The organism is Alkalihalobacterium alkalinitrilicum (genome assembly GCF_002019605.1).
Classification (GTDB): Bacteria; Bacillota; Bacilli; order Bacillales; family Bacillaceae_F; genus Alkalihalobacterium; species Alkalihalobacterium alkalinitrilicum.
Genome location: NZ_KV917368.1, coordinates 4,780,041 through 4,803,149 on the forward strand (window position 1 = coordinate 4,780,041; position 23,109 = coordinate 4,803,149).

25 protein-coding genes are annotated in these 23,109 nt (G+C 36.1%); 19 read left to right on the forward strand and 6 right to left on the reverse strand.

The window, feature by feature from the left end:
* Window positions 1–27 precede the first annotated feature (27 nt).
* The 12 genes from pstC (BK574_RS23070) (at window position 28) to BK574_RS23125 (ending at window position 11,919) form a co-directional block, all read left to right on the forward strand.
* Window positions 28–1,029 carry a phosphate ABC transporter permease subunit PstC gene (pstC, locus tag BK574_RS23070; protein ID WP_078430237.1) on the forward strand — a complete coding sequence of 334 codons (1,002 nt, stop codon included), beginning with the start codon at window positions 28–30 and terminating at the stop codon, window positions 1,027–1,029.
* Window positions 1,022–1,876 carry a phosphate ABC transporter permease PstA gene (gene pstA / locus BK574_RS23075; RefSeq protein ID WP_078430238.1) on the forward strand — a complete coding sequence of 285 codons (855 nt, stop codon included), beginning with the start codon at window positions 1,022–1,024 and terminating at the stop codon, window positions 1,874–1,876. The genes pstC (BK574_RS23070) and pstA (BK574_RS23075) overlap by 8 nt, the downstream gene beginning before the upstream one ends.
* A 75-nt stretch (window positions 1,877–1,951) precedes the next feature.
* Window positions 1,952–2,767 carry a phosphate ABC transporter ATP-binding protein PstB gene (gene pstB / locus BK574_RS23080; RefSeq protein ID WP_142248021.1) on the forward strand — a complete coding sequence of 272 codons (816 nt, stop codon included), beginning with the start codon at window positions 1,952–1,954 and terminating at the stop codon, window positions 2,765–2,767.
* A gap of 162 nt (window positions 2,768–2,929) precedes the next feature.
* Window positions 2,930–3,700, forward strand: coding sequence for a response regulator transcription factor (locus tag BK574_RS23085; protein ID WP_158211730.1), 771 nt, complete (start codon window positions 2,930–2,932; stop codon window positions 3,698–3,700).
* Window positions 3,701–4,129: 429 nt separating this feature from the next.
* Complete coding sequence (locus BK574_RS23090; RefSeq protein WP_078430240.1) at window positions 4,130–5,143, forward strand: PstS family phosphate ABC transporter substrate-binding protein; 1,014 nt, start codon at window positions 4,130–4,132, stop codon at window positions 5,141–5,143.
* Window positions 5,144–5,213: 70 nt separating this feature from the next.
* Entirely contained in the window at window positions 5,214–6,158 is a 945-nt protein-coding gene (pstC, locus tag BK574_RS23095) for a phosphate ABC transporter permease subunit PstC (protein WP_078430241.1), read from the forward strand.
* Window position 6,159: 1 nt separating this feature from the next.
* A complete protein-coding gene (gene pstA, locus BK574_RS23100) occupies window positions 6,160–7,038 on the forward strand; it encodes a phosphate ABC transporter permease PstA (RefSeq protein ID WP_078430242.1) in 879 nt (292 codons plus the stop codon).
* Between the two features lie 47 nt (window positions 7,039–7,085).
* Complete coding sequence (pstB, locus tag BK574_RS23105) at window positions 7,086–7,919, forward strand: phosphate ABC transporter ATP-binding protein PstB (RefSeq protein ID WP_078430243.1); 834 nt, start codon at window positions 7,086–7,088, stop codon at window positions 7,917–7,919.
* 23 nt (window positions 7,920–7,942) lie between these two features.
* Window positions 7,943–8,593 (forward strand): phosphate signaling complex protein PhoU, encoded by a 651-nt coding sequence (gene phoU, locus BK574_RS23110; protein ID WP_078430963.1) that lies wholly within the window; start codon window positions 7,943–7,945, stop codon window positions 8,591–8,593.
* Between the two features lie 427 nt (window positions 8,594–9,020).
* The gene (locus BK574_RS23115; protein ID WP_180320600.1) at window positions 9,021–10,646 is read left to right on the forward strand and encodes a Na/Pi cotransporter family protein; all 1,626 of its coding nucleotides are present in this window, start codon (window positions 9,021–9,023) and stop codon (window positions 10,644–10,646) included.
* A gap of 117 nt (window positions 10,647–10,763) precedes the next feature.
* A complete protein-coding gene (locus BK574_RS23120; RefSeq protein ID WP_078430244.1) occupies window positions 10,764–11,468 on the forward strand; it encodes a CBS domain-containing protein in 705 nt (234 codons plus the stop codon).
* 88 nt (window positions 11,469–11,556) lie between these two features.
* Window positions 11,557–11,919: a YisL family protein gene (locus BK574_RS23125; RefSeq protein WP_075385816.1), complete on the forward strand. Its 363-nt coding sequence runs from the start codon at window positions 11,557–11,559 to the stop codon at window positions 11,917–11,919.
* A gap of 52 nt (window positions 11,920–11,971) precedes the next feature.
* Here the strand turns inward: BK574_RS23125 and BK574_RS23130 are convergent, their stop codons facing one another.
* Window positions 11,972–12,685: an SDR family NAD(P)-dependent oxidoreductase gene (locus tag BK574_RS23130; RefSeq protein ID WP_078430245.1), complete on the reverse strand. Its 714-nt coding sequence runs from the start codon at window positions 12,683–12,685 to the stop codon at window positions 11,972–11,974.
* Window positions 12,686–13,213: 528 nt separating this feature from the next.
* Between BK574_RS23130 and BK574_RS23135 the strand changes: the two genes are divergently transcribed.
* Window positions 13,214–13,363 carry a YrzI family small protein gene (locus tag BK574_RS23135; protein WP_078430246.1) on the forward strand — a complete coding sequence of 50 codons (150 nt, stop codon included), beginning with the start codon at window positions 13,214–13,216 and terminating at the stop codon, window positions 13,361–13,363.
* 85 nt (window positions 13,364–13,448) lie between these two features.
* Here the strand turns inward: BK574_RS23135 and phnE (BK574_RS23140) are convergent, their stop codons facing one another.
* From phnE (BK574_RS23140) to BK574_RS23160, 5 genes are all read right to left on the reverse strand, one after another.
* A complete protein-coding gene (phnE, locus tag BK574_RS23140) occupies window positions 13,449–14,249 on the reverse strand; it encodes a phosphonate ABC transporter, permease protein PhnE (protein WP_078430247.1) in 801 nt (266 codons plus the stop codon).
* A complete protein-coding gene (gene phnE / locus BK574_RS23145) occupies window positions 14,249–15,040 on the reverse strand; it encodes a phosphonate ABC transporter, permease protein PhnE (protein ID WP_078430248.1) in 792 nt (263 codons plus the stop codon). The genes phnE (BK574_RS23140) and phnE (BK574_RS23145) overlap by 1 nt, the downstream gene beginning before the upstream one ends.
* On the reverse strand, window positions 15,033–15,809 hold the full coding sequence (gene phnC / locus BK574_RS23150; RefSeq protein WP_078430249.1) for a phosphonate ABC transporter ATP-binding protein: 777 nt from the start codon (window positions 15,807–15,809) through the stop codon (window positions 15,033–15,035). Before phnC ends, phnE (BK574_RS23145) begins: the two co-directional genes overlap by 8 nt.
* A gap of 113 nt (window positions 15,810–15,922) precedes the next feature.
* On the reverse strand, window positions 15,923–16,879 hold the full coding sequence (locus BK574_RS23155; protein ID WP_078430250.1) for a phosphate/phosphite/phosphonate ABC transporter substrate-binding protein: 957 nt from the start codon (window positions 16,877–16,879) through the stop codon (window positions 15,923–15,925).
* Between the two features lie 278 nt (window positions 16,880–17,157).
* A complete protein-coding gene (locus BK574_RS23160) occupies window positions 17,158–18,054 on the reverse strand; it encodes an EamA family transporter (protein ID WP_142248023.1) in 897 nt (298 codons plus the stop codon).
* Between the two features lie 251 nt (window positions 18,055–18,305).
* On the opposite strand from BK574_RS23160, the gene BK574_RS23165 reads away from it, so the two are divergent.
* The 6 genes from BK574_RS23165 to BK574_RS23190 all read left to right on the forward strand — a co-directional run bounded on the left by BK574_RS23165 (window position 18,306) and on the right by BK574_RS23190 (window position 23,079).
* Entirely contained in the window at window positions 18,306–18,731 is a 426-nt protein-coding gene (locus tag BK574_RS23165) for a disulfide oxidoreductase (protein ID WP_075385822.1), read from the forward strand.
* A gap of 6 nt (window positions 18,732–18,737) precedes the next feature.
* Window positions 18,738–19,211 (forward strand): thioredoxin family protein, encoded by a 474-nt coding sequence (locus BK574_RS23170; protein WP_078430251.1) that lies wholly within the window; start codon window positions 18,738–18,740, stop codon window positions 19,209–19,211.
* Between the two features lie 110 nt (window positions 19,212–19,321).
* Window positions 19,322–20,296 (forward strand): YncE family protein, encoded by a 975-nt coding sequence (locus tag BK574_RS23175; RefSeq protein WP_142248024.1) that lies wholly within the window; start codon window positions 19,322–19,324, stop codon window positions 20,294–20,296.
* Window positions 20,289–20,975 carry a response regulator transcription factor gene (locus BK574_RS23180; protein ID WP_078430253.1) on the forward strand — a complete coding sequence of 229 codons (687 nt, stop codon included), beginning with the start codon at window positions 20,289–20,291 and terminating at the stop codon, window positions 20,973–20,975. Before BK574_RS23175 ends, BK574_RS23180 begins: the two co-directional genes overlap by 8 nt.
* Window positions 20,972–22,357 carry a sensor histidine kinase gene (locus BK574_RS23185; protein ID WP_078430254.1) on the forward strand — a complete coding sequence of 462 codons (1,386 nt, stop codon included), beginning with the start codon at window positions 20,972–20,974 and terminating at the stop codon, window positions 22,355–22,357. Before BK574_RS23180 ends, BK574_RS23185 begins: the two co-directional genes overlap by 4 nt.
* A 197-nt stretch (window positions 22,358–22,554) precedes the next feature.
* Window positions 22,555–23,079: a FixH family protein gene (locus BK574_RS23190; RefSeq protein WP_078430255.1), complete on the forward strand. Its 525-nt coding sequence runs from the start codon at window positions 22,555–22,557 to the stop codon at window positions 23,077–23,079.
* Window positions 23,080–23,109: the final 30 nt, after the last annotated feature.

A 23,109-nucleotide genomic window follows, 5' to 3' on the forward strand; every position in this document is an offset into this window, starting at 1 on the left:
AGACATTTTCGATATGGAGGGGACATAGTGGCATTACATGCTGAAAAGACAAGGGATGACACTCAAATGGATGAGTTGAAGCTTGTTACAAAAGAAAAGTTAACCCAGAAATCGTTCAAATCAAACATTCTAGATTTCATGATTGAAAAAGCATTTTTTATTTTTGGGATGATGGCGATTTTTATTCTGTTTCTATTACTCTTTTTTTTAGTGAGGGAAGGATCAGGAGCAATTCGAGAAGTAGGATTAATGGAGTTTTTAACAGGGACACGTTGGTATCCATCTTCACCACAGGGAGCTGGTTATGGTGCATTACCATTTATCATTAGTTCCTTTATGGTGACTACAGGGGCATTGTTAATTGCTATTCCTTGGGGAATATTCACAGCAATCTATATCGCAGAAATAGCACCGAAAAGAATAAGAGAAGTCTTAAAACCAGTCGTAGAAGTATTAGCCATTTTTCCATCAGTTGTATTAGGATTTATTGCACTAGTTATTTTATCGCCAATCATTGCAAATACCTTTAATTTATCAAATGGTTTAACGGCATTTACAGCATCCGTCATCTTATCGGTAATGGTATTACCTACTGTTATTAGTATTTCTGAGGACTCAATTAAAAGTGTACCGAAAGACTATCGCGAAGCAGCATATGCGCTAGGTGCATCAAAGTGGGAAACGATTAAAATGATTGTCGTTCCAGCTGCAAAGTCAGGAATTGTCGCAGGGATTATGTTAGGCTTTGGTCGAGCAGTTGGTGAAACGATGACCGTGCTAATGGCAGCAGGTAATGCAATAGATATGCCATTACGAGAATTTTTCGGCGTGGTTATTCCAGACTTCTTTACATCTGTACGTACTTTAACAGCCAATATTGCAATTGAAGGATCTGATGTAGCTTGGGGGAGCTTACACTATAGCGCTTTATTTGTTACAGCGCTCATTTTATTTGCCATTACATTCGTCGTCAATTTAATTGCAGATCTTCTTATTTCTAGACAAAGGAGAAAACTCCAAAATGACTAAACAAATGACAGAGAAAATTTGGTTTACAATTTGTGGCCTGTTTGCAGCAATGACCATCGGTGCACTCCTACTATTACTCTATTGGATAGTTAGTAATGGAGCCCACGTATTGAGTTGGACCTTTATTACAGATACCCCTCGAAAAAATATGACAGAAGGTGGAATTTGGCCAGCAATCGTAGGTACCTTTTATGTTGCTTCATTAACAATTTTAATATCAGTACCTGTAGGGATTGGGGCAGCAATTTACTTAAATGAATACGCAAAGCAAGGCCCGGTTGTACAAATAATTCGAATGAGTATTCGCAACCTTGCAGGAGTACCATCCATCGTATATGGTTTATTCGGCTTAGCCATCTTTGCTTCAATGTTAAAGTTAGGAACGGGATTAATTACAGCAGCTATTACTCTAGCTATTATGGTGTTGCCATGGGTAATTACCTCTACAGAAGAAGCATTAAAGGCTGTACCAACCTCATTTAGGGAAGGGGGATTAGCTTTAGGAGCTACAAAGTGGCAAACGATACGTCAACTCGTTTTACCTTCAGCTATTCCAGGAATGGCAACAGGATCTATTCTTGGATTAGCACGTGCGGCAGGGGAAACGGCACCCATTATTTTAACAGGAGCAGCTTACTTTTTACCTGTATTACCTGCTTCTATTCAAGATAATTTCATGGCCTTACCTTATCATTTATATATTTTAGCAACACAGCACGCACAGTCATCTGTTGTCCGTCCAATCGCATATGGTACAGCGTTAGTGCTTATTTTGATGGTCGTTCTCTTAAATTTATCAGCAATTCTATTAAGAAATCATTTCCGTAAAAAGAATGAATTATTGTAGGAATAGTAAGGAAATGTAAAAGTAGCTTTTTAGTTGAAGTAATATGAAGGTAAAAATAATAAGGAGGCATCCATAATGGCGATATTAGAAACGGTTGTAAAATCAAAAGAAACGGTACAGATTGAAACAGGCTTACAAGAAAATATTTTCGATGTCAGAGGTTTAAACCTTTGGTATGGTAATGATCAAGCTTTAAATAATATTAATTTGCAAATTCCAAAAAATGGTGTGACAGCGATCATTGGCCCATCAGGTTGTGGGAAGTCAACATTCTTAAAAACTCTTAATCGAATGGTTGAACTCGTGCCTATCGTAAAAATTAGTGGTGAAGTTGAGTATCATGAAACGAATATATTTGATCCATCTGTTAACCTTGTAGAGTTACGTAGTGCAATAGGGATGGTGTTTCAAAAACCGAACCCATTTCCGAAGACTATTTTTGATAACGTCGCATTTGGACCACGCGTTCATGGATTAAAAGATAAGAAAAAGTTAGCTGTAATTGTAGAGAAAAGTTTACGTGGCGCAGCTTTATGGGAAGAAGTTAAAGATCGTTTAAATGAATCTGCTCTCGGGTTATCAGGAGGGCAACAACAACGTTTATGTATCGCCCGTTGTCTTGCGGTACAACCAGAAGTAATTTTAATGGATGAACCGACCTCGGCCCTTGATCCACGTTCAACAGCAAATATTGAAGAGTTAATTCAAACGTTAAAAGAACAGTACTCGATCATCATTGTTACTCATAATATGCAACAAGCTGCGAGAATTTCCGATAAGACAGCATTTTTCTTAAATGGGGACTTAGTTGAATTTGATAAAACAAATACAATTTTTACAAATCCACAGCACGAAAGCACGGAGAATTACATTACGGGACGTTTCGGTTAATAGAAAGATATATCTTTGCTACTGTATGATGGCGACAGAGATTTGCGTATTATGAAAAAGGTTTACCTTTTAAAGTAAACTATCATTAGTTATACGTTATACTGTAATTAATTATAGGGGAAACACCATGATTGAATTATGAGGTGTTTGGAGGGAGAAAATATGAATGAAAATAACATCCTCTTAATTTCTACTGATCATTCTCTCATCAAGACTTTACGTTATCGACTTGAAGAAGTAGGCTATATTTTATTTACTGCGTCACGTGATGAGGAAGCTCTTGAAATAATTAAAGTGAAAAAGCCATTAACAATTATTACAGAAATGCATGGCTCAGAAATTGATGGAATTGAACTCTGTCGTGAAATGCGTTATGAAGAAAAAAATTGGACACCTATCATCTTAATATCAGAGCATTTCCATGAATTAGATGCAGTGCTGGGGTTAGAGCTCGGAGCAGATGCTTATTATGCAAAGCCACTTCATATGAAAAAGCTTGTTGCAAAAATTAAAGCCATTTTACGACGTGCCCAAGTCGGGTTTGGAGAAAAAACTAAAGTAACTGAAATGGTTTCCTTTCAAAAGAAAAATCGGAAATGTACTGTTGGTGAAATTGATATTTTTCCTGATAGTTTTACTGTTTATTATAAAAAGGAACCGATTGACCTTACACAAAAAGAATTTGAAATTTTAATGTATCTGTACGAAAATCGGGGAAAAGCTGTTTCGCGAAAAAAGCTACTCACAGCTATTCGTGGTTATGAAGAAAAAGGGGATCATCGCATCATTGATGTATTTATTAATCGGATACGTAGCAAAATTGAACCATCGAAGAGTGAAAATAAATATATAAAAACGATTCGTAATGTAGGGTATATGCTTCAAGAAGCAAGTTCAAAAGTATTAGGATTTAGTTGGGTAATTATCATTTAATCGAATGAAAAAACTGTTGACTACATCGTCAGCAGTTTTTTTTTATTGAAGCATTATTTTGAAGAGAAAAAAGAACAAAGTGATCTAATAATTGTAAGGTATTAAATATTGTAAACCTCGTCTAGATAAAGAAACCACTAGTTATAGTGGTAAATCGTGTAATAAAAAGGAAGCTGATAAATTTAAAAATGTTGATACTTCAACGTTTATAAAAAAATGTGTCAAAAAATTATTAAATGAATTCAATAAAATTTACAAAATGTTTACATTACATTCATATCACGTTAATAGATAGGGAGTATTCTTAGAAACGTAGTAGGAAACACAAGCGTCTGAGGAGGGATGGTAGAGGGGGTCTAAACAAATTAACCAATCTATCAAATATAACTATTAATCTAAAAAACAATTAACTCTTAGGGGGAAATATTAATGAGATTTTTCAAACGTTCAGCATTAACATTAGGAATGGCATCAATGATGATGATCGCTACAGCATGTGGCGCAGGTGGAAACGAAACAAGTGGTTCAGGATCTACAACTGATAACAGTAGTTCAGAACCAGCACAAGAAGAACAACAGGATCAAGACGATGCAACATTATCTGGAGAAATTGCAATTGATGGATCGTCGACAGTTTTTCCAATTTTAGAAGCAGTATCTGAAGAATATACTCAAGTTCAGCCAGGTGTACGAGCTCCCGTCGGTGTATCAGGTACTGGTGGTGGATTTAAACGTTTCGTGGTTGGAGAAACAGATATGAGTAATGCATCACGCCATATTAAAGAAGAAGAAGCGGAACTTGCTAAAGAAAATAGTATTGAATATATTGAATTAGAATTAGCATATGACGGATTGTCTGTCGTAGTTAGTCAAGAAAACGACTTCGTTGATTACTTAACAGTTGAAGAGTTAAGTAAAATGTGGACTGATGGTACTGAAGTAGAAACTTGGGCGGATGTGCGTGAGGGATGGCCTGAAGAAAAAATTGAATTTTACAGCCCAGGAACTGACTCAGGTACTTTTGATTACTGGAAAGAAGTTATCTTAGGTAAAGATGCAGACCTTCGTAGAGATGCTACTCTTTCTGAAGATGACAATGTTCTAGTTAATGGTACAGTTGCAAGTCCATATGCTATTGCATATTTCGGTTATGCTTACTATGAAGAAAACCAAGATAAATTAAATATCGTTCCGATTGATAATGGTGATGGAGCAATCATTCCTACAATTGAAACAATTAACGATGGAACTTATGCACCACTTTCTCGTCCGATCTTCACTTATGTGAATGTTGAGTCGGTGAAACGTACTGAAGTTTATGATTACTTGAAATTCTTAAACGAACACGTTGGAGATTTGGCGCTTGAAGTTGGTTATATCAACCTTCCGCAAGAAAGATATGATGCTAACCTAGAGAAAATTGAAGCAGCAGCAAAAAATTAAATTTGAGAGGTAAGGTGTGCTACTGCGCACATCTTACCTTCACTTTTGAAAAATCAAAGGGGTGTAATAAATGGCTTTGCAAAGCCCTAAGGGGAAATCAGTTGCACAAATGATTGAAGACCAACAATCATCAAGACAATTAGGAAATATTATAGAAAAAACTATGCCTAAGTTATTTTTAACTTGTGCGATTGTTTCGATATTAACTACTTTCGGCATTGTATTTACATTGTTGAGTGAAACGTTCACTTTCTTTAACCAAGTATCATTTATTGAATTTATAACTAGTAAAGAATGGTATCCAATGCATAGTAATGCTAGCTTTGGTATTGCACCTTTAATCGTGGGGACATTAAAGGTTGCCATCATTGCGATGTTAGTTGCTATTCCAATTGGATTAGGCGCAGCGATATTTTTGAGTGAGTATGCTTCAGATCGTACTAGAAGAACGGTAAAACCGATATTAGAAGTTTTAGCGGGTGTTCCAACCATCGTTTATGGTTTTTTCGCCTTAACATTTGTTACTCCAATCTTACAAAAAGTTGTTCCTGGTCTTTCTCTTTTTAACGCATTAAGTCCAGGTATAGTTGTTGGTATCATGATTATTCCGATGATCGCTTCATTATCTGAAGACGCAATGAGCTCTGTACCGCGTTCTATTCGTGAAGGTGCTTATGGAATGGGATCTACAAAGTTTGAAGTTGCGATTAAAGTTGTTTTACCTGCAGCACTTTCTGGTGTTATTGCATCGTTTGTTTTAGCGATTTCTCGTGCGATTGGTGAAACGATGATTGTTACAGTTGCTGGTGGAGCAAATCCAAGTATATCTTATGATGTGACTTCGGCAATACAAACACTAACAGCTTATATTGTTCAAGTAAGTTTAGGTGACGCGGGTTATGGAACTATTGAATATTACAGTATATATGCAGTAGGTATGACATTATTTATTTTCACACTCATTATGAACCTATTAGCACAATACATTTCCAAGCGTTTCAGGGAGGAATACTAAAATGAATCTTATCGACCAGCAGAAAGTAATTGATCACATTTCTGGACGATTAGTTAAGAACAAACTATACAAAGGAATTTTCATCATTGCCACGATTTTTGCTTTGTTTGTTTTGTTTATACTTCTTTATCGGATATTCACTCAAGGAATTGGCTATTTAAATTGGGACTTTTTATCGAGCTTTCCATCTAGACGTCCAGAAGATGCTGGAATAAAATCAGCAATTTTTGGAACGATTTGGTTAATGGTTGTTACAGCACCAATAGCATTTATATTAGGTGTGGGTACTGCTGTCTATCTAGAGGAATACTCTAAAAAAGGAAAATTTACTAGATTTGTACAGATGAACATTTCCAATTTAGCAGGAGTGCCATCGATTGTCTTCGGTTTACTCGGGTTAACATTATTTGTTCGTGGTATGGACTTGGGGAGAAGTGTATTAGCAGGTGGATTAACTATGGCATTATTAATTCTACCTATTATTGTAGTAGCTTCACAGGAAGCTATACGTTCTGTTCCAAAAGAGTTACGAGAAGCGTCATTTGGAATGGGAGCGACAAAATGGCAAACAATCCGCCGCGTAGTATTCCCATCGGCTTTACCAGGAATTTTAACAGGTAATATATTAGCACTTTCTAGGGCGATTGGTGAAACCGCACCACTAATTATGATTGGAGCACTTTCATATGTTGCGTTTGTTCCAGATGGAATCCTGTCACAATTTACAGTCATGCCAATTCAGATATACAACTGGACGAGTCGACCACAGGAAACGTTCCATTTCGTTGCTGCAGCGGGAATTATCGTGTTACTTGCAATGTTACTTTTTATGAATTCGATCGCAGTTTGGATCCGGAACAAATTTCAAAATCGTTTTTAATTATTTTGATATAAAAACTTTTCAATTTCAAAAGGGGATGAATTGAAATGGCGGTATTAACAAAGGAAATTCAAGTTAATGTAGATGTAGTTGAAAATGAGTCTACGAACAATAAAACAGCAACCATAGAATCAGTATATAATGTAAAAGGTTTGAACCTATGGTATGGAAATGATCATGCGTTAAAAAATATTGATATGGATATACCGAAAAATCAAGTTACAGCTATTATTGGTCCATCAGGATGTGGGAAATCGACATTTATAAAAACTTTAAATCGAATGGTAGAAATGATTCCGATTGTAAAAACATCTGGAGAAATCGAATATCGTGGTCGTAATATTTTCGATAAAAATTATCGGGTTGAAGAACTTCGTACGAAAGTAGGGATGGTATTTCAAAAACCAAATCCATTTCCTAAATCGATTTACGAAAATATTGCCTATGGACCGAAAATTCATGGAATTCGGGATAAAAGGATTTTAAATGAAATCGTTGAAAAAAGCTTACGTGGCGCAGCTATATGGGATGAAGTAAAGGATCGTTTGCATGAAAATGCTTATGGCTTATCTGGAGGACAGCAACAACGTGTATGTATTGCACGTTGCTTAGCGATTGAACCCGAAGTAATTTTAATGGATGAACCAACATCAGCATTAGATCCAATTTCAACACTAAAAGTAGAGGAGCTTGTCCAAGAGTTAAAGAAAGAATTTAGTATAGCTATTGTTACTCATAATATGCAACAAGCTGCTCGGATTTCAGATAAAACTGCATTCTTTTTAAGTGGTGACTTAGTAGAGTACGATCAAACAGGAAAAATCTTTTCAAACCCTACTGATAAGCGGACGGAAGACTATATTACAGGTCGTTTTGGATAAGGAAAGTGAAGTGATAAGACATGATGATACGAGGCGGATTTGAAAGTGAACTTAAAGAAATAAAATCAAAAATTCTAGAAATGGGTCAAGTCGTCGAAATGGCACTCCAAAGGTCGATTGATTCATTTAAAGTGAATGACCATATAGGTATGGATGAGGTAATACGCAATGATCATAAAATAAATCAGTTTGAACTCAATATTAATGAGAGTGTCACTTTACTAATTGCGAAGCAACAACCAGTAGCATCGGATTTACGCAAACTTATTGTGGCTCTCAAAATTTCAAGTGATCTTGAACGAATAGGAGACCTTGCAGTAGACATTGCAAAAGTTGGGAAACGAGTACGCCCATCTGATTTGAAAGAGTATCGTAGCCAATTGATATCGATTTCTCAACGAGCTACTGAAATGCTTTCAAGCGCAATAGCTGCTTATTATCATAGTGACATATTAAAGGCTCAGAAGATAGCGAATTTAGATGATACGGTTGACAGGATGTATGGTGAATTTATTCAAAGCCTATTTAAATTAGAGAGCAATTCTAGACAAGTGGAGAATGTTATTAATTTAGCTTTTATTGGTCGCTATATTGAGCGAATTGCCGATTATGCCACTAATTTAGCTGAATGTATTGTATATGAAGTGAACGGACAATATTTTGATTTAAATTAAGCATTTAAACTACAAGATATCTAGAATTCTTTAGTTTATTGTCAAATGAATCTTTGTTTCCTTGTAGCACTGCCTTTTTTGGTGGTGCTATTATTTTTTGCTGTTTTCGTAAACTTTGTTGCTTGGCTTTGGTACGAAGGCAAGGAGCACATTCATTGAGAAGAGAGCCTTAATTTAACTGGACATCATATCGAAGATTCCTTTGATAAAAACAATAATTCCTGATACTAACACTTATCTTTGGAAACACTAGGGAATGTCATAACTTAGAGTAAAATTCAAGGAAAATATTTAAAATTAAATAAACTTTACATAATCTTTACATTAATTTATATTTACAATTTCTTAACATACCATTAGTATTGATGAGGGGTTCTTGTAGAGATTTGTCGAAGGGTTATATCATTATTGAAGGGATGATTTGAAGTTGGATACACAAACAATACTATTTATGTTTTTTGGTGGTCTTGGTATCTTTCTATTTGGAATAAAATACCTAGGGGATGGTTTACAAAAGGTAGCAGGTGATGGACTAAGAGACATGTTAGACCGCTTCACTACTAATCCAATTATGGGAATAATTGCTGGTATTTTTGTAACTATTTTATTACAAACGAGTACCGGTACAACTGTATTAACAATTGGATTAGTTAATGCAGGTTTTATGACGTTACAACAAGCTATAGGTGTTATTTTAGGAGCTAATATAGGTACAACAGCAACGGCATTCATTATCGGTATTAAAATATCAAAATATGCATTACCTATCGTTGCCCTCGGGACATTTTTTATTTTCTTCTTTAAAAACCGTAAAATAAATAATTATGGACAAGTTATTTTTGGATTTGGGGCTTTATTTTTAGGTTTAAATTTTATGGGGGATGGCTTAAAACCATTGAGGGAATTACAAACATTTGCTGATTTAACAGTGAGTATGAGTGATAATCCACTATTAGGTGTCCTAATCGGTACAATCTTTACAGTGGTCGTTCAAAGTTCCTCAGCGTCTATAGGTTTGCTACAAACCCTTTTTGCACAAGGAGCAATGACATTAGATGCAGCTTTACCTGTTCTTTTTGGTGACAATATAGGAACAACAATTACGGCTGTATTAGCAGCAATTGGTGCTTCAGTCGCTGCGAAAAGAGCAGCAGCAACCCATGTTATTTTTAACATTATTGGTACAATAATTGTATTAATATTATTGAAACCATTTACTTATTTAATTGCAAATTTACAAGAAACACTTAGTCTTAATCCAGAAATGACGATTGCATTTGCTCACGGAATATTCAATGTTTCTAATACACTTATTCAGCTACCGTTTATCGCAGTGTTAGCATGGATTGTTGTAAAACTTATTCCAGGTAAAGACTCTGCGGTTGAATATAAAGCTGTTCATTTAGATGAAACATTTATCAAACAGTCACCAGCAATTGCCCTTGGTCAAGGGAAGAAAGAGATATTGAGAATGGCTGAGTTAGCAGAAAAGGGACTAGAAGAAACAGGACTTTATTTAAAAACTCATCAAAAGAAGCATGGTGAAATTGTGCCACAATTTGAAGATGCCATTAATAACTTAGACCGTAAAATTACGGATTACCTAATTCAATTATCTTCTCATTCGTTATCTGCTCATGACTCTAAATTACATTCAACACTAATGAGTACGATTCGTGACATAGAACGAATTGGTGACCATATGGAAAACATAATGGAATTGGTTGATTATCAAATAACAAACAAAGTGAAATTCTCAGATACAGCAATTGAGGATTTGGATAGAATGTTTGATTTAACACTCTCAACAATTAGACAATCGATCAAGGCATTAGAAACCAATGACCTTGAAGAAGCTCGAGCTGTTCTCGAAAAAGAAGAAAGAATAGATAAAATGGAACGAGAACTACGGAAAAAGCATATTATCCGCTTAAATGAAGGTAAATGTACAGGACAATCTGGTATCGTTTATGTTGATATCGTTAGTAACTTAGAACGTATCGGTGATCATGCTGTAAACATTGCAGAAGATGTTATCGGAGAAGAAGATTAGATCAATATTTTAAGGCTGACAAGATATTTATTGTCAGTCTTTTGTTTTTCGACAAGGAATTACAAAACTCTTATCGAATATTATAATATCATCAGAGAATAGATAGGAGTTGTCTTTATGGGGGAGAACGCTGACCGATTTTTGGCAGCTTTTAATTCAATTGAAAAAGGGCTAAAAGACCAGTTAAACATGCACCGTCATTTTTCGTTTTCAAGGATGATTGATGGGGCAAAGAAAAAACATCCGATTGTTGCGAAATATGAAATTGATTTAAAAAAGTTTGCGGAACTTAGAAACGTTATTGTTCATGAACAAACTTCACCAGACTTTATCATTGCTGAACCACATAAAGAAATAGTAGCACTGATCGAAAAAATTCATAAAGAACTAATTGAACCTGAAAAAGTAATTCCAAAATATAAGCGGCAAGTCAAAACATTCAGTATCAATGATCCGTTTAGCATTGTTTTAGATACGATAGAGCGACATGCTTATACTCAGTTTCCAATTTATGATCATGGTATTTTTAAGTGTTTACTTACGAATTACGGTATTACTGCTTGGCTAGCGCATCATAAAAATCAATTTGCTTTTGAATTAGACAAAGTGAAACTTTCAGATGTTATTATTTATGAGAAACATATGAACAATGTAAAGTTTGTTTGTAAAGAAAAGTCTATTTATGACGTAAAGGAATTATTTCTGCATTATCTTGATAAAAAAATTACTCGTCTCGAGGCGGTACTAGTTACAGAAAATGGAGATCCAAATGAACCTTTACTTGGTATTGTTACCCCATTTGATGCCATTCGAATTCCTTGATGAAAATGAAGTAGAATTTTTTGGTTTATTGTCGCTGTTATATTATAATAGTAGAGGTTGAAATTTTACGTAATTGTAGGAGGAAAAAATGTATACAGGTTTATTACATACCCACTCGGGTTCTTGGGCGATCACAGTGTTATTATTTTTCATTGCTTATTTTTTATTGAAAGCAAATAAAGAAAAAGGTGCAAAAATTGTTCACATGGTTTTACGCCTGTTCTATGTGATTATGGTTGTTTCTGGAATCGGACTATTAATCCAGTGGAATTTTGCTTTCACATACGTTCTAAAAGGTATTTTAGCAATATCGTTAATTTACTTTATGGAAATGTTATTAGTACGTACAAAAAAGGGAACACTCGCAGGCAAGGAAACATACTATTGGATCATGCTTATTGCTACATTAGTACTCGTCGTATTAATTGGTTTTCGAGTATTAACTTTTTAAATGAAAGAAAAGCAGCAGACTTTGCGGAGTTTGCTGCTTTTCTTTGTATGATTTAATTCGTTGATAAGCTCTTTTCGAGTAGTACCTTCCAATCGTCTGCTGTAATGATTTTACCATGTCCGAGTTCAACTTGACTCGCGATATCTAATAAAATCGGTGCAATATCTTTCGGATCTTCGCCAATTGCTTGAATTCCTGTTTTCATAACTCCAGGATTAAATGCAATCGCTGAAATTCCATTTTGGTATTCCTCTTCTTCAACTGTAAAAGTTAGGGTCTCTAATGCGGCTTTACTTGCACTATAAGCACCAAACCCACTCGAGCCTTGTCTCGCTAGTCCAGTAGTCAGTGAAATAATTCTCCCATTTTTTTGCTTCCGCATCACTGGAAGACATTCTCGTATCATTAAAAATGCACTTCTTACGTTGTTATCAAAATGGTATTGCCAAGACTCAAGTGAAGAGTCAGCAATGGAATAGTTTTCGAAGATAGCGGCATTGTTAATTAATACATCAATCTTTCCAAATCGATCCACGGTTTCTTGTACAAAACGATGAACATCTTCTTCAAGAGAAACATCGGCTTGAACTGCTAAAACATTAGGGGAATGAGTAGATAACAGTTGTTCTACTTCTTGAATACGATTTAAATGTCGGCAGCAAATCGCAACGTTAGCCCCTGCTTGAACGGCTTGGAATGTTGTTTCACGGCCTAATCCAGTACTCGCTCCTGTAATGACAACAACTTTGTTTTGTAATTGATTCATTATAATCCTCCTTAAAACAACTTATTTCATAAAATTTGGGCCAACGTCCATAGGATATTTACGTTAATTCATATATGTTTACTTAGTTTAAGGTTTCACCTTTAAACTGTCAATCTATTTCGAATGTTATCTGTGCGAATGTTCAAAAATTTATGTATTATTTACAAAAAAAGCATTTACAAATATTTCATAGTTGGTTATAATTTCCTTTGTAAGATTTATAACGTAAAAGAAAGGGGCTGAACAACATGATGAGAGCTGTTGCAATGAATGACATACAACTAAATACTTTTATCATTCGTTTGGTTCCTAATTATAGAGTGTTTTCTATTTGAGATTATAATTTCTTTATGTTATAGAAAGCCACGGGTCAGAGGCCGACCTGTGGCTTTTTATATATATTTTTGCTTATAAATTCAAAAAAAGGAGGTAATAACAATGATGATTGTTCAAAGTTCTGTAATTATTTGGTATAAGAAGGTGAAAGGCCTCACCTAATCATGTTCTAATGAAAAGGAGGCAATTAGTATGACGATCCAGTTTTTATTTTTCACGATTACGATTACGAAACGTAAAATAGCGGAAACTGATGTTGAAAAATATCACCAACGTGAACAACGTGAAAAAGAAATAAAAGAAAAGATTGACCGCTACAGACATGTACGTCAATATTTCTAATAGTAAAATAAAGAAGAGCGTTCAAAGATTGAACGCTCTTTCTATTGGTTTGGGAGTGAATCCTTCGTGACAATTCGTGTTTTGATTATACGATTCGCTTTCGAATCTGTGCACTGATCGTATCAATAAGTGTTACAACAACTATAATGACAAGTAAAATCATACCGACTTCATCCCATTTACGGTTAGAAATTGAAATAGTAATTAAAGTACCGATACCACCTGCACCAATGATCCCTAAAATGGTAGAGGCACGGACGTCGATTTCAAACCGGTAAATAGCATAAGATAAGAACTCAGGAATGATTTGTGGTAAGACTCCGTAAAAAAGAACTTGAATACGATTGGCGCCATTTGCTTGTAAAGCTTCAACAACATTCATATCAATCGATTCGATTACTTCGGAATAGAGCTTACCTAGCATTCCGATTGAACCAATTGCAATGGCTAATACCCCAGCAAACGGTCTCGGACCTACAGCGGCAACGAACATAAGGGCAAGTACTAACTCAGGGAAAGCACGAATTCCATTTAAAACTCCTTTGGAAAAGTTATTTAATACCTTGTTCTTGACCATATTACTAGCTGCAAAAAGGCCAAAAGGAATGGCTAAAATCGCGGCTAGTAGTGTTCCAGTATAGGCCATTTGTAAAGTTTGCCACATTAAGCCCATCACCTTTGGAAAAGCACTCCAATCAGGTGAAAATAACTGAGGAATGACCCGTCCAACATTTCGTAAGGTTTGTTCACTGAATACTCGGTCCCAACGAATATCAATAGAAACGAACGTCCATGTATAAAGTGCAATAATAGCAATTGCGATAAGAATGTTACGAATAATCTTTTTAACCGAACGTTTTTTCTTCGGTGGCATAATTAGTTCCATTAGACAATTCTCTCCCTTATCTTATTACTAATGTAGTCAATGATGATAACGGCGACAAAAATAATGATAATGATCGTCATGACTCGTGGATAATTAAAGAAACTAATTTGTTGTTGAAGTAATAAACCGATACCACCAGCCCCGACAAATCCTAATACGGTTGATGCTCGTACATTGACTTCAAAAACATACAAGCTAAAGGAGACGAATTGTGGTAATACTTGCGGAAGTACCGCATACCAAATTACTTGTAACGTATTTCCTCCAGATGCCCGAATGGCATCAAGCGGGTTCATATCAATAGCTTCAATTGTCTCATACATTAACTTGGCAAGTAGGCCAAGAGAAAAGATAAATAAAGCAATAATACCAGGGAAAACACCTACACCAAAAATTCCAACGAAAATAATGGCGAGTAAAATGTCAGGAATCGTTCGTAATACATTCATGATAAAACGAACGGGTTGGTGGATCCATGGGCTTGGAAATAGGTTTGCTGCTGATAATAAAAAAATAGGAATACTAATAATGGCGGCAAGCGTTGTTGCGATGATAGCCATATGTATGGTTTCGGCTAGCTTATCCCAAACTTGTGGTGCGTAAGCCAAGTTTGGAGGAAACAAATCCGTTGTAATTCGCTGAAAGCCACTCCATCCTCGAATAAGATCTCCTGGTGTGGACCGGGTTGCCCAAGATGTGTAAATGTATACTCCGACGATTGCGATTAAAATAAGGGTCATTCTTAGTTTAGCTTTTGAGGATATAACACCTTTTATTTCGGGATTACTCATCGTCTTGACCTCCTACAAGGTCATCCTCTCGAATTTTTCGACCGTATATTTCTTCGAATGTTTGTTCAGATACTTCACTAGAAGGACCATCAAATACAACTTCTCCTGCACGCATACCAATAATACGGTCAGCATACTCCATGGCCATGTCAATAAAGTGGAGGTTAACAATCGTCGTAATATTGTCTTCCTTGTTTACTTTACGTAAATAGGTCATGACCTGATGAGATGTTGGTGGGTCAAGGCTCGCAACGGGCTCATCGGCAAGAATAATTTTCGGCTGTTGAGTTAGAACACGAGCAATAGCAACCCGTTGTTGTTGACCACCACTAAGCTGATCCGCTCTTTGGTATACTTTCTCAGCAATATTTACACGTTGAAGGCTGTTATAAGCTAAAGCAATATCTTCTTTTGAATATAAGTTTAATAGACTTCGTAAAGTACTTGTATGTCCTAAGCGTCCAGAAATAACATTCTTCATAACAGTGGAACGTTTGACTAAGTTATAGTTCTGAAAGATCATTCCAACTTCTGTACGAAGCTTACGGAGTTTACGTTGTTTATACTTTAAGATATCTTCTTCATCAATAAGGAGCTCACCATTTGTTGGAGTAACGAGTCGGTTCATGCTACGGATGAGTGTTGATTTTCCTGCACCAGACAACCCTACAATTACAACAAATTCACCTTGATTTATTTTAAGGTTTACATTTTTTAAGCCTTGTGTTCCATTTGGATAAACAAGTGATACGTCCTTAAACTCGATCATGTTCTTCCCTCATTTCGTCATCTTTGTAAGTATTGCCCTCCTCTTATGTCCTCTAAATGATAGAGGACATAAGAGGAGGGGAGAAGTGGTCTCCTCCCCTAGCACATATTAAATTAGTTTAGCATGTCTGGGAAAACTTGTGCTGTTTCACGTACTACATCATAGTCGCTGTCAGATGCTGTATCGATACCAGTCCAGTTATATACTTCATCCATAATCGTTAACATTTCTTCGTCACTATTAAAAGCCATAAATACTTCAACGATTAAATCTCTTAACTCTTGTGGAAGATTTGTGTTTAGAGAGATAGTATCGTTCGGAATCTCAGCAGTGTAATCCAGTATACGAAGCTCTTCCATCGCTTCAGGATAATCAGCTTCGATTGCTGTACGAGCATCATCGAATGTTGTTGCCACATCGGCATTTCCTTCAAGTACTTGAATTAATGCATTATCATGACCACCAGCTTGAATTAAATCAGAGAAGAAACCGCTGATATTTTCTGGGTCAACTCCATATTCGTTTACGAGTTGTGCTGCTGGGAAAAGGTAACCACTTGTAGATGCAAGGTCTGGGAATGCCCAAACTTTTCCTTCTAAATCTTCAAGGGATTGAATATCTGAATCTGTACGTACAGTGTATTGTGCTTTGTATGTTGAACTACCATGACGGATTGATTTTAAAACAGCATCTATATTATCATAACGTTCTGTTGCTAAAACGTAACCGAAAGCTGGAATGAAACCGATATGTACTTGATCATTACCCATTGCTTCAACGAGTGCTGTGTAGTTCGTCATAACTTCACCACGAACATTAACACCTAATTCTTCAGATAAGCGATCTGCAAGTGGGGCAACTGTGTCAGCGATATTCGCTGAATCTTGAGAAGGAACAAATCCCATGATTAATTCATCAGGCCATTCCGCTACTGTAGCGTCCTCTTCAGTTGTTTCTGGTGTATCTCCACCAGCATTTTCTTCTGGAGGTTCAGTATCATCAGCCGTTCCACAGCCAACAAGTGCGATGCTCATTGCAAGGGCAAGTACCATTGAATAAATCTTTTTCATTTTTTTCACCTCAATAAGAATTTTAAGTACTTTGACATTATGCCTTAAGATTTTTATAAAATCTAGGGGTAGTACGAACATCTTTAAATTTTCTTAATATAATTATTCGGATCTTAACGAAATTTACACTGGATTAACAAAACATTGGTTTACTTTAACACTGAAACCTGTATTATTAGGTGAATATGTTTTGTTTAACCCATCAGCATATATCTTATGAATAAACTACCAAAGGAACAACAAAAAGGCTGACAAATTGTCAACCTCCTTTTTTAACATCATGATGTTTTCTCATGTTTTTTTCGAATAAGGGGAAGGTTCTGGTACTGAGAATAGGTAATGGCGGCTAAGATCAAGATGACACCTGCCCATTGAGCCAGTGAAACAAATTCTTTTAATACGAGAACGGACATCACTACAGCAGTCGGTAATTCTGCAGCGCTGAGGATGGTTCCTAGGCCTGTCCCGATTTTTGGGATCCCGATGGCAAATAAGATAGTTGGTAAAACTAATCCGAAAAAGCCTAAGGGAAGTGCATAAATCCACAATCCATTCTGTAATGCCCCACTTAATAGGAAGGAGGGAGGGAAAACGAGTAGTGTAAACAACATCGCACCTGTGACGAACAAAAAACTCCGTAAGATTGGATTAACGGATATAGCAACTTTTCCGCTTAAAAAGATAAACCATGCAAAAGCAAAAGCAGCAATCAGCCCATACATAACTCCTATCAAAGTCAATTCTTCCGTTAACCGTAAAAGGGGACCTGCGGCTAAAAATGTTCCGATAAAGATCAGCCCTATGGAGATCAATTTGGATTTAGATGGCCATTTTTTTTCCGAGATCGCTTCTATTAGTACACCTATCCATGTAAATTGAAATAATAGAATAATGGCTAGAGAAGCTGGAATCGTTTCAAGAGCCAAATAGTAAAAAATTCCTGTTAAACTAGTTGTTGTTCCTGCTGCAAGTAATAGAAAGAGGTTTTTTCGTGTCATTTTCTGTTTATGAATAAACAAGATGAGCAAAAGTAATAAAAACCAGCCGATAAAAAATTGACTTCCAATGACTTCAGAGTGACTAAACCCTTGTCCATAAGCAAGTTTCACGAATGTGGATAAAATACCATAACTGCAAGCTCCAATAAAAACTAAAAGCGAATATTTTAATTTCACAATATATACTCCTTTACTCAATAACGCGTTTATCTTATCGAAGTCACATCAAATGTGCAAGTTTAACGAAAGAATTAAATAGTCTTGTTAATGAGTAGAGAAAGAGTAATCTTTTTCTCTATTTTTTTTTGTTTCATATTTTATTCATATTTTCCTTTTATTATATAGAGGTATTTGTTTGCTGTGTTTCTGTTTTTTTTGTACTATAAGGATTAGAGTTTAGGGACTAATAAGCTTAATGAGGGTGGAGAATGAAAAATCAAAAACAAAGTGAAAATCTGTTGTTTGCAGCATGGAGCGTTTCTTTAGTTGCGACGTTGGGAAGTTTATATTTTTCAGAAGTACTTGGATATATTCCGTGTGAACTTTGTTGGTATCAGCGGATTTTTATGTATCCTATCGTTCTTATTTTAGGGATAGCTGTTGTGAAAAAAGATTTAAAGCAAGCTTTATATTCTGCAGTATTTTCAGGAATAGGGATTTTAATTGCTTTTTACCATTACTTGCTTCAAAAAGTACCAGGAATGTCTGAACTGGATTCGTGTGGATTAATACCTTGTGCGGGCCAATATATTAATTGGTTAGGGTTTATTACGATTCCATTTTTAGCTTTAGTTGGATTTACTATTATTTTTGTATTAAGTGTCATGATTTTAAAAACAAACCGAGGGAGATAGAAACCGATGAAAAAAATATTAATCTTTTTAGGGGTCGTGGTTGTTCTGTTTGCAGGGTTAGCGATCGTAAATAATGCTTCAACGAGTAAAAAGGTCGAGGGAAATCCATTTGAAAAATCAAGCCTACATCCAGAAACGATTAAACAATTAGATAATCCAAATTATCAAAATATTATTTTACCAGAAGAGCTAAAATCTTCATTAGATGCTGATGAAAGTATGACTGTTTATTTTTATCAACCGACATGTCCTGCATGTGTTGAGGCTTCACCTATTATCGTTCCGATGACAGCTGATATGGGAATCGATTTAAAGTTATACAACCTTTTAGAGTTTAACGAAGGATGGGCGGAACACAACATTCAATCAACACCTACCGTCATCCATTATCAGGATGGTCAAGAAGCTGGAAGAGTAGAAGGGTTGTATCCTGAAGAACAATATAACCTTTGGTTTGAACAAGTGAAAGCTTTAGACTAAAGAATTGGTAGAGAGGCTAACATTATAACGTTAGCCTCTTTTTTCACAAACTCATCACAATTGTATAGTAGTTTAATTAGAGTAGGACGAATACGAAAATAGGTGATGAAATGAAAGGATATGTAGTGATTTTTGTATTCATATTTCTGGTGTCTGGCTGTCAGCACCTGCATCTATCACTTCCTGAGAAGAAGCCGCTATTAATGGTGACACATTTAAAAGAACAAAAACTCAGTTTTGTCGACCTTAATACATTTGAGTTGGTATATTCAGAAGCATTTCCATTTGAAATTCACTCATTAGAAATGCTTGCACGAAATCAAGTCGCTCTTGCAGGTCAATTAGAGGAAGAGGTATTAGTACTTGATCTAAGTTCTGGGCGTACCGAGACCCTCCTTGGGCTTGGGCAGGGAATTACAAGTATGAATTATGATCAACGTGAACAGCTTTTGTTCATAACAGATGCAAAACACCATCGATTACATGTGTATCATTTGGGTAAAGATGAAGTCGTTCAATCTATACAAGTGGAAAATCATCCGCTTCAAGTTTCTTTAGATGATGGTGGAAATTATATATATGTCTTGAGTGGAGGGAATCCGTCCATAACCGTCATTAATCGATTAAATTATGCGGTGGAGCTAACATTTCCTGTCCTGGATATGCCAACAGACCTAATCTTTGATGGACAGTACGCCTGGGTAACTGGACATGGTCATTACACAAACTGGAACGAAAGCATTAAAGCATATGACCCGCTATCTGGTGAAAACGTCCGAGAGGTAAAAGTTGGTCTAATGCCGATTTATTTCTATGATGACTCAATGGGAGAGGAATTTTTTGTCTTATGTCACGGGTCTAATGAGATGTATGCGATTGACCGCAACACTTATGAAGTGACGGAGACAGTATTAGTTGATGATAACCCTCATTATATGAGTGGAAATGATCAGTATTTGTTTGTCACAAGTTTAGATGGTAATAAATTAACGGTCATTGATCGCAATACTTATGAAGTAATAGCGAAAACGGACATGGCTGCAGGACCATTTGGGATTGCGATAGGAGAGTTAGAAGATGAGTAAAAAAACCATATTAGTTGTTGACGATGAGAAAGAATTAGTGGAATTAGTATCTTCTTATCTGATCAAAGAAGGTATGGATGTAATTAAAGCGTATGATGGCCATGAAATAATACCAATCCTACAACGAGAAAAAGTTGATCTTATCGTTTTAGATGTGATGATGCCGACAATAGATGGTTTTACCGCATGTGAGATGATCAGAAAAAAGTGGACAGTTCCTATTATAATGCTAACTGCAAAAGGCGGTGAAATGGATCGAGTTCAAGGATTAAAAATTGGGGCTGACGATTATGTCGTGAAGCCTTTCAGTCCGAAAGAACTTGTAGCGAGAATAGAAGCGCAGCTTCGTCGTATCGAGTTAGTGACTATGAAACCATCTATAATTCGCTATGGTGAGCTTGAACTAGATCTTGACGGACGGTCAGTTAATGTTCGTGGCAGTCAAGTAGTATTGACGAGAAAAGAATACGATTTACTTTTATACTTAATCCAGCATGAAAAACAAGTGTTCAGTCGAGAACAAATTCATGACTATGTGTGGGGAATGGATTATGAAAAAGGTACGTTTCGTACAGTCGATACCCACATTAAAACGTTACGTATTAAGCTAGGAGAGTATGGGAAATGGATTAAAACCGTTTGGGGTGTAGGATATAAATTTGAAGGTGACCATGGATGAAGCGAAGCGTGTTGAAACAAAGAGTACGGGTGTCCTTCATTTTACTTATTTCTTTAACGGTAATTACTATTATTATGTTAACCTACTTCTTATATGAGAAGTTTTATGTGGAGAAGCAAATCTCATTACTTCAATCACATGGGCAATTAGTTGCTGCTCAATATGGTCAGTTTTCAAATTCGGAGTTCATCGAGAAAATTAACTGGCTCGATAGTGTACTAGAGGCTAATGTTATTTTTACATCAGACCCGATGTTATTGAGTGGTGGTCTTCCATTTGAAATGGAGATTGAAGAAACATTAATAACATTTGAAGAACGTCAAGTGCTACTCGAAGGAGATACGCTTGTACTTATTCGTGAACATCCTCGGTTTGCGCAAGATATATTAGCTGTTGTAACGCCGATTATGGGAAGTCAAGGACTTGAAGCTGTTCTATTTTTGTATATGCCGTTGGTTACTGTTTATGAACCATTTGAATCGATCCGGTATATACTGATTGGGTTTGTTGTTCTGACGGTGATGGTTGTTAGCTTTGTGACCCGTAAAATTACGAACTACTTTATTCGCCCTATCGAAGAAATGATGGAAATAACAAAGAAAATGGCAAATGGAGATTTAACGGAACGACTTGAAATAAACCGAAGGGATGAACTAGGTCAATTAGCCATATCATTCAATCGAATGTCATCTTCTTTAGAGCAAGCAGAGACGAAACGGAGAGAGTTTTTATCTAATGTTTCACATGAGCTAAGGACGCCAATTAGCTATATGCAAGGATATACGGAAGCATTTGAAGAAAAGATGATTACACCAGAAAAGTATATGCAAACGATGAAAAAAGAAACGGCATACATTGGTAGGCTTGTTCATGATCTATTAGATTTAGCGCAATTAGAAGGCGATACATATCCCATCACTAAAGTGCCGTTACCATTTGCCCAGTTGATTGAAGAGGTTGTCGAAAAATTTGAGTGGAGTATAAAAAATAAAAAGCTAACGATTCGGAAAGAACTAGATGAAGAAATAATTGTAGAAGGTGATGAAGATCGTCTTGCTCAAGTGATTTCAAACGTGCTTACTAATGCGATTCGATATAGTAACGAACATGGGAACCTCAGTATTCGTCTTGATGCCCATGACAATGAAGCCGTATTAATATTTAGAGATGAAGGAATAGGTATTCCTAAAGATGACGTAGATAAAATAACGGAACGGTTTTACCGAGTAAATAAAGGGCGTACTCGTAAAGACGGTGGAACAGGCTTAGGACTGGCCATTGTGCATCAAATCGTGAAGCTTCATGGTGGAAAAATAGAGATTCAATCAGAACTTAGACAAGGTACAACGGTTTCTGTCTTTCTTCCTATTTATCCCGTATAAATGGCGTTAAGACTATCACTTTAAGGTTTTTAAGGTTCATGATTAATACTAATATTCAGGATGATTGCTGTTGTTCAATAATTTGTTTGAGAGATTTCAAAGTTTTATCACAAATTAGCGCGATCATTTATTACTAATACGACAGTAAATTTAATACTATAGGGTAATCCTATCAATATTTAAGGGAGATAAGGAAAATGAGAAAAAAATTAAGTGTAATTAGCACAGTTTTATTATTAGGGTTTTTGACTGCTTGTGGACAGTCAGGAGATGAAGGGCAAACGGAAGGGACAACAGGCGCATGTGATAATCCACTCGTACCGATTGAAGTTGATTTTACCTGGACTCCTGACACGCTAGAAAGTGGACAAAGCCACCTTTTTTCAGCGCATGTTACACATGATGGATTTGATGTTGAGGAAGCTGAAGACGTGAAATTTGAAATTTGGGAACATGCCAATCCAGATTATCATCATATGTTAGAAACTGAAAATCAGGGAGAAGGGTTATACACATTAGATTGGACATTCCAAGAAGATGGCGTATACTATGCATATTATCATGTAACCGCATGTAGCATGCACCGTATGGAAAAAGAGATGCTCGTTGTTGGCGATGTAGATGTAGATGCGATTACAGCTGAACCTGATACGATTTCAACGAAAATGGGCGGTCATAATAGCCATGAAGACCATGAAGACCATGGAGACCATGATCATTAATAGATGGTGGTAGAAAAAGTGAAGAAGCAT